This is a genomic window from Croceibacterium mercuriale, assembly GCF_000802385.1.
In the GTDB taxonomy this organism is placed as follows: Bacteria; Pseudomonadota; Alphaproteobacteria; order Sphingomonadales; family Sphingomonadaceae; genus Croceibacterium; species Croceibacterium mercuriale.
In genome coordinates this window covers 30,118-40,220 of sequence record NZ_JTDN01000004.1, presented here as the reverse complement: position 1 = coordinate 40,220, position 10,103 = coordinate 30,118, and the positions used below count along the sequence as shown (strand labels likewise).

The window sequence follows — 10,103 nt, the reverse complement described above, 5'->3', positions numbered from 1 at the left end:
GCCGTTTTCACATCCGCTCGGCGAAGTCGTGATAGCCCGGTTGCATCCGTTCGTCCGACCTCACCACCGGCACAGCCCTCACCACCTCGCTCAGCTCGACTGGATCGCGCGCCAGCCCATCGGCCAGGATCAGTCGGCCCGGGATCACCCTCTCCTCACATTGCAGATTGCGGTCGAGTTCGGGACGATGGAACTGGCGTTCGAAGGCACGCTGCAACCGCTCCACCACTTCCCCGTGGATCGGCCCGCCGATCCCGCCCCCGATTAGGATCACTTGCTCCCCGCGCCGCCCGTCCTGACGCGCGGCAATGGTCGGGCCGCCCTTGCAGTCACGGGTCAGCACCCGGCTGCGATGGTCCTGAAACTCCACTGCCCTGCGGCAATCGGCCGCGCTGGCTCCGTGCCGCTGGTAGACGCGACATGAATCCGCCCCCAAAGTCTCGACGATCGTGGCGTAGATTGCCGCCGGCCGGTCTGAGCCGGGATCCAACCGAAAACTGGCGATGTCGAAGGTGGCCGAGCCGCAATCGAGCAGGAAATGGTCGCCACTGTGCGGCCGAGACGACGCGCAATAGCCCGCGACGGCGCCGGACAGTTCGGGCCAGATCTCGCACGGAAGCGCCGGCTCGTCCCCAGCCTCCATCGCGTGCCGCACATCGGCCAGCGTCAGCGTTGCGGCCCGGTCGACCAGCAGCGCAGCCGCGCGCACCACTCGCTTGTACGGAGCTGCGACTTGCGCATCATGCACGTCGCTGATCGACAGCGGCACCGCCACGTTGACACCGCTCAGCGCCGCGCCGCGCGCCGCTAGCACGCCGGTGCACCACGCCAGGTACAGGGCCAGGAACGCCACCGCCGCCTCGTCCATGCGCACCGGGCTGCCGCAGCAGGTCCGGTTGGCCTTGCGCTCCACCAGCCCCGTCTTGAACCCTTGCAGACAGGCGAAGCCTGGTTGCGGCACTGCACTGAAACGCCCACTCGTTGCCTCGAAATAGACGGTGGTGGGCCACAGATGCGGCGATCCGTGGCTGCACCAGTCGGCGGGCACGGGCATGGCGAAGGGCAGCCGGGCGGCGTCATAAGGCCAGCGGACCACCGCCTTGGTGGCGCTGGTGCCGAAGTCGCAGCCGAGATAGCCGTCCGCATCCGGGTCGATCACGCTGTCCAGCGAGCGCGCGCCCAGTGCGATCGTGTCCTGCACCTCCCGCACGCATGCCGCCGCCAGATCGGCCGGGGCACCATGATCGGCGGTGAAGGCGGCCAACCGATCCCGCAGGCTCAGCACCCGATGGAACGCCGCCTTGCCCAGATCGCTCGGTTCTTGCGGGGTGACTTGTGGCTGACGGCCCGGATCTATCAACGGCACCGCCGCCTCCACCGCCCGCATCGCGCCGGCAGGAATCTTCAGGACGGTCTTTCTGTTCCTTTTGGCGCTCTGCTTCTTGGCCAAACGCTGACGGGCATGGTCCTCCTCGTGGCGGATCGGCAGCGATTGGGGCGGCGCGAACGCCACGGACGGTGATTGCGAGGGAGCGGCAAGCTTGGTTGGCGCACGGACCGGGGCAAGCTGCGCCCGGAGGCCGGCCAGCAGGTCGCCCCCGGCACCATCCGCCAGCGTGGCCCGCCCCAGTCTACGAGCCGCGCCCGACCTGTCCGCCCCTGATCTGTCCGCCATGCCCTTGCCCCCTTGTGCCGGTAGAAACCCCTTCAGATCACGGCGATGACCGCGATCCCCAACTGCTCCTGCTGGTATGAAAAGCGTTCGCTTCCTGCCGCGATCTCCTGCGCCCGTTCATCCAGCCGGGCGAGGAAGTGATTCAGCCGGCCCCGTTCGGCCGGGATCATCCGCACGGCGGCGGACTTGCCCTCGCCCTCCCACCGGGCGATGCGCTGCTCGGTCTCTTCGACCCGCTTTGTCCGCTGCCGCTCGATCTTGGCCAGGCTGGTTTCCGCGCGGTCGATGTGGCGCGCCTCCTCGTCCGACAGGAAGCTGTCGAACGCCACCGCCGCCGCTGCCATCGGCCCGGCCGCGATGCGGTCGGCGCAGCTCGTACAATCGGCCAGCGCCGGATCGAACTGCCCGCGCACCAGCGCCAGCTGTACCAGCGCTTCCGCCCGTGCATCCTCCAGCATCGCGCCGCCGGAATCCATCACCGCATGGTGGATGCCGTTCACCGTATTCGCCCCTTCGACCGCCCATTTCTCGATCAAGGCCAGGTAATCGCCCGGCGGCAGACCCGCATCGGCCGCCGGCACCGTCACCCGCGTGACCGGTTGCATCGTCACACCCGCCGCCTTGTCACGGCGGATCTGCGTGGCAAGGCGGACCAGTGGATGCACGCTCGTCACCAGGTCGGCAGATTTCGGCAGGCCGGGCAGCCGCTCGAATGCAGCCAGCACCTTCAGCTCCCGGCTCAGTCGCGTGCGGTAATTGCCGCCCTTTCGGATCACCTTCTTCAGATCCAGCTGTGCCCGCTCCGTCAGCTGAATGCGGTACAGGCCGGGCCGGTCACGCTCGGCATCGATGCGGCACCCGGGATAGGCGCCCGCGATCGCCTCATGCACATAATCGGCCAGCTGCTCGCCTTCGATCCGCCGTTCTGGCCGGTGATTGGCCTCGATCTGCGCTAGGATCATGTCGCCATGCGCGATCAGGCCGGGTGCCTCCTCCTCCAGCTCGCGGATCTGCCGCTGGCGGTTGCATAATGCCGTTGCGCTGCGCAAAACCTCGTCGGCCCGCTCCTCATCGGTCAGGTTCGGATCCAGCAGCCGCTGCTCCAGTTGGTGGATCGCCTCGCCCAGGATCGGCTCGAACCCGCCCAGCGTCTGCTCGATCTCCAGCAGCCGACCGTACAGCCGGTCATATATCTGCTCCTCGATCGTGTCGGCCGCGATCAGGGACGTGACGTTGATCCGCTGCGCCCGTTGCCCGATGCGGTCCACGCGGCCGATCCGCTGCTCTACCTTCATCGGGTTCCATGGCAGGTCGTAATTGATGATCGTGCGGCAGAACTGCATGTCCAGCCCCTCGCCCCCCACCTCTGACGTCAGCAGTACGGTCGGCTGCTGTGCCGCGGCGAAGCGGGCGATGATCTGCGTGCGTGGCTCGTCCATGCCGCCGTGCATCACCTCCACCGCCACGCCCTGTTCGCCCAGGAACCCGGCCAGGTAGTCCAGCGTCACGCGAAAGCTGGAAAAGACGATCAGCTTGTCGTCACCCTGCGCCCGGTGCTGACGGATCGCCTGCAGCAGGCACGTGCCCTTGGTATCATGCGCCGCCAGCCGCGCGGCCCACTTTCCCGCCACCGCCATTTCGGCCAGCTTGGCCGACAGTGGCCCGACCTTGGCCTGCGCCAGCAAGGCGGCTTGCCCCTCCGCCTCCTCATCCTGCAACCAGCCGGCGGCCCGCGCCGTCCAGTGTCGGGCGGCCGCCGGCAGAGAGGACGCGATCAGCCGCTGCGGTGTCGCCAGCAGGAACCGTTCGGACGCCTGCAACCCCATCGCATGGCCACGCACCACATCAGACGCCGCGTCATAGAATGCGCGCTCCTCCAAGCTCATATTCCATGTCAGGTGATCGACCTGCCGTTTGACCAGCCGATCGTTCACGTCGCGCCGGCGGGTGCGGTTCACCACCGACCCCAGCAGCGACATCTCCTCTAGCTGCGCGGCGATGCGGGTACGCGTCTCGGCCGTGTCCGGCAGCGCGCCGCCCGCCAGTTCGGCGCGCAGATTGGCCAGCTGGTGCCCGATCCTCAGCACCGAGCCGGCCTGCAATTGCCCGACCTCGGCCAGCAGCTCGGGCCAGCCTGTCTGCGGCCGCAGCGCTGCTTCGCGTGCCGCGACCAGCGGGCGGTTCTCCTGGCTCAGCAGCTCGAACGTCCATTGATTGTCGAACGTCTCGGGGTCGAGCAGCGCCAGCAGGCTGCGCAGGTCCTCACCCCGCAGGTTGATCGGCGTCGCGCTCAGCAGCAGCTTGAACTCGCTGACATTCATCGCCGCGCGGGCAAAGGTGTGGCCCTGCGTTTCTCGGTTGCGCAGATGGTGCGCCTCGTCGAACACCACGCAATCCAGCAGCGCGCCGCCGCTCTCCCGATCACGCAGGAACCGCGCCAGCTGCGCGCGCGCGCTGTCGCCTTCCTCCTCCCACCCCTTCGGCGGGCGGACGGAGGGGAGCGAAACGATCAGCGCAAAGCCGTCACCTTCCCCGGCCGCCTCGCGCTGCAAGTGGTCCAGCAGGCCCGCGGCATCAACGATCTTGGCATCGACCGAGAACTTCTGCCACAGTTCCAGCCGCCACTTCTCGGTCAGGCTCTTGGGACAGACCACCAGCAGCCGGCTGCTGTCGAACCGGGCGACCAGCTCCGTCCACACCAGCCCCGCCTCGATCGTCTTGCCCAGGCCCACCTCGTCCGCGATCAGCAGACCCTGCACCGGCGATGCCAGCAGCTTGACCACCGGCTTGAACTGATAGGCGTGGAAGTCGGTATCGGTGACATCCATGCTGTAGATCATGTCGCGCAGCCGCCCGGTCAGACGATGATGCAGCAGATGCCGCCGCAGCGCGTCCGGCGGGCTGAAGCGGCCATGACGCAGATCCTCTACCGGCCCCTGCGCCACCACGTTGGCGATCAGCTGCGCCTCCGGCAGCTTCTGCGTGCCGCTGCCATCGGCCAGCAGCACCTCGCAATACCGCCGCCCGCGCCGCTCCTCCACCTGCCCGGTGAACACGCCCGCGCGCGAAGGATCGCTCTTGAGGCGGACGACATCCCCGACGGTGAACATGCTGGCTCCTGCGGTTGGCGTTTTTTGCGTGGTGGCTGGAATATACGTCAGATGCGGACGTATGATTGTTGATCCGGGCTCCGGCCGGGCCCGTCGGCACGCAGATGCTTGGCAACCGCGTCGGCATAATCGTCCGTCCGCCGCACCAGCCACTCGATCGCGGCGGTTACCGCTTCGGCATCCGTCCAGTCGACCGGGAGGAGTGTCGTGTAGGGATGGTCCGGATCGCCCAGCCCGGTGCCCAGATCCGCGCTCAACTGGTCGTCGGCCGCGCGCAATCGGTGGGCGATCGTGGCCACTTTCTGACCCCATGTGCCGCGCAGGAACAGACCGACGCCGCTCTCTTGCGTGAAGCGGGACACCACCATCCGGGTATCCGGCACGGCGCGCCAGCGAACGGTGGCGCCGGCCATCTTCCGGTCATCCGCACTGGCCGGATCACGGTCCTCATACATGGACCAGAACGCCTGCCGCGCGGCTGCGGCCGGCTTTTCCATCTTCACCACCTCATCCATCAGACGAACAGGTGCAGCAGCTCGACCGCGCCGGCCCCCAACAGGCCGGCTCCGGGCGCCAGCAGCGCCAGGTTGCGGAATTGGACGCGGCGCGCGGCACTGTCCTCGGCCGCCTGCGCCCGCCGCTCGGCCGCCACCGCCTCGCGAGCGGAGCGCAGTTCATCACGCACGACGCGTTGCTCGGCGGTGAGTGCGGCGATGCCGCCCAGCACGTCGGACAGGCGCGCCTGCAGCGCCTCGGCATGCCGGGCGGCCTGATCGCGGGCCGTCGCCGCATCGGCAGCGCCCTGTCCGCCGTGCTGCTCCACCAGCGCGCCAACCCCTTCCATCTGGCCGCGCAGGCGCTTCGCCTCGGTGGTTGTCACATCGCGGATGTCGGAAATCTGCGCGGCGAACGTCTTGCGCTGCTCCCGGAAGCGGTCCTCTACCTCGTGCAGGTGATCGGTCAGCTCGCCCTTGACCGGCGCTGCGATCAGCTTCTCCAGCAGGTCGGCAAGTTCGGCTTCGGCGGTATTGGTCTGGCTCATGCTGTTCCTGTGCAATAAGTCTGATGAATGGTGCGGCTGAGGCGCAACTGGCACAAGCGGGCCAGCGCCATTGCAGGCTGCTTGTCACACACTGCAGCGTCGACCAGGGCCGCGACCCGCCGCGCTTCGCCGGCAAGGGCGTGTGACATGTGGGCCTCGAACCGCGCGACCCGGGCCAGATCCTGCCGGATCGGCTTCAATCGGCTCCCGTGCAGTTCCCACGCTGCCCGGCGTTCCTTGCGCAAGGCTGCCAGCGCCGCCTCCTGCTGCTCGATCCGCGCCTCGCTCAGGTCACGCTGCTGCCTGGCAATCCGCCGCCGCGCCTGGGGCAGCTGGCGGCCTGCCTGCAGCTGCGCCAGCAAGAAGCCGGGCACCTGCTCCATCAGCAGCTTGCGCTGCGCATCGGCAGCATGGGCCAGCGCGTTGCTGTCGGCCTCGAACTGGCTGGTCACCCAGGTCCAGTAGGCGTCCATGCCGTAATCCTTCAGCAGCGTGCGTACCTGCCTCACCTGTGCGCAGGCCGGCAGCTCCACCGGGGTAATGGTCACCCCGGTTTCCCCGGTGAACCATTCGGTGATGCGGTCGCACGCGGCCGTCAGCCTGGCCTGGTCGTCGGCCAGCCATTCCTGCAGCGCGCTGACCGTGGCCGGCACCGGCTTGCGACCTTTCAGCAATTGCTGCTGCGACTGGCCGGCCGCTGGCGATACACTTTGCGCGGCCACGCTGGCGTCGCGCACGAACCGGCGCACAGTGCCCGCGATCAGCGCCTCCACCCCGTCCAGCCGCCGCAGACGCGCATCATAACGCTCGAACCGCCGCTGCCACCGCGCGCTGTCCGCCTGCGCCTTGGCGATCGCCGCCGCACGATCCTGCGCCGACGTGCGGAATGCGGCCCGCGTCCCGCGCCATTGCCGCCACAGATCGTCCCGCCGCCAATAGGCCTGCTCGCGCACCTCCTGGCTGATGCGCAGCCGTCGCTCCCCTCCGCAGGATCGACGAATATCGTCGGTCAGCGACTGCCGCGCCGCTGCCTGCACCTGCACGGCCCAGCGGTAATGATCGTCATCCGCCTGTGCCATGCCTGCCCAGCTATTGCCCAGCTCCAACGGGTAGATCCGACCGGGCAGGTCCGCCGGCATGGTCATCTCGAACCGGGCAAACTCCTGCGCGAACAGCCCCTGCAGGGCCGCCAGATCGCACGGCCGCCCGGCGCTTGCCTCCTTGTCGCGCCAGCGCCGCACCGAATCCTGCGAACAGGCATAGGTGACCACCAGGCGATAGCGGATGGGCGAACGGATCCATCCCCGCAGTTCCTCCAGCTCCTGCCCCAGCTTCTCCGGCTCGAACACGCCCAGATGGCTGCCTGCGCCGATCAGCAGGATCAGGCTGGCGGCAGGGACGTGGCGTTGCGCGATCCGCGTCACCAGCGCGCGCTCGGCCTCGTTAGCCGCGGCGATGCCCGGCAGGTCCAGGATGGCCACGCGCACGGGCGGATCGCTGTCGGCGAAATGGCAGGCCGGGATGTACAGCGATACCGGATCCGTCGCCTGCCAGCTGCCATTCTCCACCTGTTCGCGGATGATGGCGAGCTCCTCCGCCATCTGCTCCGCCGTCAGGCCCGGAGCATCGGCCCGGTGCATCCGCCAGCGGTCATCCACAGAACGGGCATAGCGCATGGGGGTGGCGGTCGATGATTGCCCCTGCCGGCGCCCGCCGCGCAGCACATGCTGCACGGCATCGAACGCCGCCCCTTCCGCGATGCCCAGCAGCGTCAACAACAGCGTGGTCTTGCCCACCTGGGTGGGTCCGAACAGCACCACCATCGTTTCCGGGCTGCGCTGCGGCAGGGCGCGGCCGTCGGGCGACAGGTCGGCGATCCATTCCTCGTTCGCCCGGACCGCCCATTCGCGCGTCTCGGCGTGGAGCGCCTGCCAGACGGACGTACTCATGCCGTGCGGCCGCGCATTTCCTCCAGGAAGCTGGTCTGCGCCTCCCGCAGATCGTCGATCGCCAGCGTAGCGCGCAGCTGGTTGCCCAGCCCCTCGTCCAGCCGCAGCAGGACCTCCAGCCGGTCGCTGACGCGTCGCCTGATCCAGCTCATCAGCTCGTCGAACTGCGCCAGATGGCGGGTTCTCTGCTCGCGGAAGGCGCTGCCGATCGCCTCCGTCACATGCGCCCGCCCCCTGGCCTGCTGCTTCTCCAGGGAAGAGATCACGGCATAGGCGATCACCGCGGCGCCGATCGCCATGCCGACCGGCCCGACGGCACCCACCGCAGCCGAGCCGACGGTCGATCCCGGCCCCTGCACCACGCTCATCAGCGCCCTGGCGAACGCGGGGATGGAATCCACCTCCCCATCCACCGCGACATCGATCGCCAGCACGCCGGCGGCCGCCTTCAGCAGCGGCTTGGTCAGGCCGTGCATCTCCACGGTGGTGTCGGTGACGTCCTGCAATATCTCACGCAGGTCGGTGGTGGGCACCTGTCCCGGTCCGGTGACGGCGATGACCCCGCTCTGCATGGCGGACATGTAGGTGGTGGCGATGGCCGGCAGCAGCCGCACGGCTCCGCGCATTTCCTGGGCATCCTGCCGGTCCGGCAGGGCGCTGTTATGATCACGCCGCTGCGCCAGGACACCCTGCAGCGCCTGCAGCGACTTCTGCGTGCCCGACGGTGCCGCGCGGTCCAGGATCGTCACCTCCCCTGTTCCATCCGGCAGTTCGGACAGCGCGCCTGCCGGCTCCGGCGCGGACGGCTCCGGCAAAGCGAGCTGGCTGCGTGACAGGTCGGCCAGCAAAGTGGCGTGCACGGGGGCGAAGGCGGCACCGCCGCCGCTGTCCTCCACCGCCGCCTGCAACCGCGCATGCATCCGCTCCTCTGCCCGGACGCCTTTCAGCAGGACATTATCCTTCACATCGCGGAAGCGGGCCATCCACCCTGTCTCCGCCTCATCGAAATCGTGCCGCGCCGCTGCCAGCGCCTGCCGTTCCACCCCGGCCAGCTTCGCCTCCAGGTTGCGCCGGTAATCGGCCCGCATGTCCTCGATCGCGCGGTCGAGCACGTCCATGATCTCCAGCCGCAGCTCCTCGCTCTCCGGCTGCGCATCCCGGCCGCTGCGCACGGCCTGCCGCGCTTCGCTGACCACCAGGCCGACATGCAGGCTCAACTCCTCCAGATCCTCCAGCTGCCGATCGCGCGCGCGCAGGCCGACGCCGCCCTGCCGGCCCAACGCGGCGCGCAGCTCCTGCCGGATCGCGTCCTCATATGCGGGATCGCCGACGCCGGTGCAGACCACGCCATCCAGCGGAACCCCGAACCGGGCGGCGGCGGTTTCGCGCAGTTCCTGCCGCCGCTGCCTAGGCAGCGTCTCGGTGCCGGTGACGGCGATCACCGGCTGCACCCCGGCGAGCTGGTTTTTCTGCAGATCCGTGCGGATCGCATCCTGCGCCTGCGCCAGCAGCCCGCCATTGGTCACCAGGATGCACGCGCTGGACGCGACCAGCGCCAGCCGCATGAAATCCTGCCAAGCCCGGTTCTTCGCGGTGATCTTCTCGTAACCGGGCAGCAGCAGGAAGCCGCTGTTGGCGGCGCCGCCGAAATAGCGGGGCGGCACCCGCAGCACCGGCAGGACCAGGTCGTCGCCCCAGGCTGTCACCGCCTTCCTGAAACCCTCGGCAGTAACGGCCTCGCCGCGCGGCGCGCCCGGCGCGGTCTGGTCGTCCCAGCGATAGAGGCAACCTTCGGCCTTGCTGACCCGCGCATCTTCCAGCACCAGCACCGGCAGATATTCGCCACGGCCGGCATTGTCGCCCAGCCATTCGGTATCCAGGTCGTACAGCAGCCGCATCAAGCGGGTCTTGCCCGCGCCCTGATCGCCGGCAACGGCCACTACCGTATGGTCGTATAGCAGGGCGGTCATCCGGCAGTCCCGCTGCGCCCGGCGCAGGTCACCGATGAAACCACGGCGCGCGTCCTTGTCGCCTCCCTCAAGGTAGCTGGTGGCCCTATCCACCGCCGCCAGGCGGCGCACCAGCGTGGCCAGATAAGCTTCCGGCGTCACAACTTGCATCAATCAGTCCCCCATCGCGGCACGCGCCGCCTATTCCAACGCACCCTGTCAAATCCGGTCGCAAGTGCAGGCAGAGGATCGCCCCCCGCTGCGATCTTCGGGTTGGATGATGCAATGGCAAGTGCTAAACTGCGGACAATACGGGCGAAATCCGTCCGGCACAGTTCCGTTTCGGGACATGCGCCGGCCTCTGCCGCGAAGGCTCCC

At 68.6% G+C, this 10,103-nt stretch carries 6 protein-coding genes; all 6 read right to left on the bottom strand.

Annotated elements, in window-relative coordinates; genetic code table 11:
* Positions 1–7 precede the first annotated feature (7 nt).
* The 6 genes from PK98_RS15405 to PK98_RS17125 are packed head-to-tail and all read right to left on the bottom strand — an operon-like array spanning position 8 to position 9,899.
* The gene (locus tag PK98_RS15405) at positions 8–1,675 is read right to left on the bottom strand and encodes a hypothetical protein (RefSeq protein ID WP_152608766.1); all 1,668 of its coding nucleotides are present in this window, start codon (positions 1,673–1,675) and stop codon (positions 8–10) included.
* Between the two features lie 32 nt (positions 1,676–1,707).
* Positions 1,708–4,785 carry a helicase-related protein gene (locus tag PK98_RS15400; protein WP_039097952.1) on the bottom strand — a complete coding sequence of 1,026 codons (3,078 nt, stop codon included), beginning with the start codon at positions 4,783–4,785 and terminating at the stop codon, positions 1,708–1,710.
* A gap of 47 nt (positions 4,786–4,832) precedes the next feature.
* Positions 4,833–5,300 carry a hypothetical protein gene (locus PK98_RS17130; protein ID WP_039097951.1) on the bottom strand — a complete coding sequence of 156 codons (468 nt, stop codon included), beginning with the start codon at positions 5,298–5,300 and terminating at the stop codon, positions 4,833–4,835.
* Positions 5,300–5,827, bottom strand: coding sequence for a hypothetical protein (locus PK98_RS15390; RefSeq protein ID WP_039097950.1), 528 nt, complete (start codon positions 5,825–5,827; stop codon positions 5,300–5,302). Before PK98_RS15390 ends, PK98_RS17130 begins: the two co-directional genes overlap by 1 nt.
* A complete protein-coding gene (locus PK98_RS15385) occupies positions 5,824–7,776 on the bottom strand; it encodes a hypothetical protein (protein WP_039097949.1) in 1,953 nt (650 codons plus the stop codon). Before PK98_RS15385 ends, PK98_RS15390 begins: the two co-directional genes overlap by 4 nt.
* Positions 7,773–9,899: a hypothetical protein gene (locus tag PK98_RS17125; protein ID WP_161792461.1), complete on the bottom strand. Its 2,127-nt coding sequence runs from the start codon at positions 9,897–9,899 to the stop codon at positions 7,773–7,775. Before PK98_RS17125 ends, PK98_RS15385 begins: the two co-directional genes overlap by 4 nt.
* Positions 9,900–10,103 lie beyond the last annotated feature (204 nt).

What these genes read in the sequence shown, in the direction of transcription:
- PK98_RS15405 (WP_152608766.1), bottom strand. Translation starts at nt 1,675, where the DNA reads ATGGCGGACAGATCAGGGGCGGACAGGTCGGGCGCGGCTCGTAGACTG.
- PK98_RS15400 (WP_039097952.1), bottom strand. Translation starts at nt 4,785, where the DNA reads ATGTTCACCGTCGGGGATGTCGTCCGCCTCAAGAGCGATCCTTCGCGC.
- PK98_RS17130 (WP_039097951.1), bottom strand. Translation starts at nt 5,300, where the DNA reads ATGGATGAGGTGGTGAAGATGGAAAAGCCGGCCGCAGCCGCGCGGCAG.
- PK98_RS15390 (WP_039097950.1), bottom strand. Translation starts at nt 5,827, where the DNA reads ATGAGCCAGACCAATACCGCCGAAGCCGAACTTGCCGACCTGCTGGAG.
- PK98_RS15385 (WP_039097949.1), bottom strand. Translation starts at nt 7,776, where the DNA reads ATGAGTACGTCCGTCTGGCAGGCGCTCCACGCCGAGACGCGCGAATGG.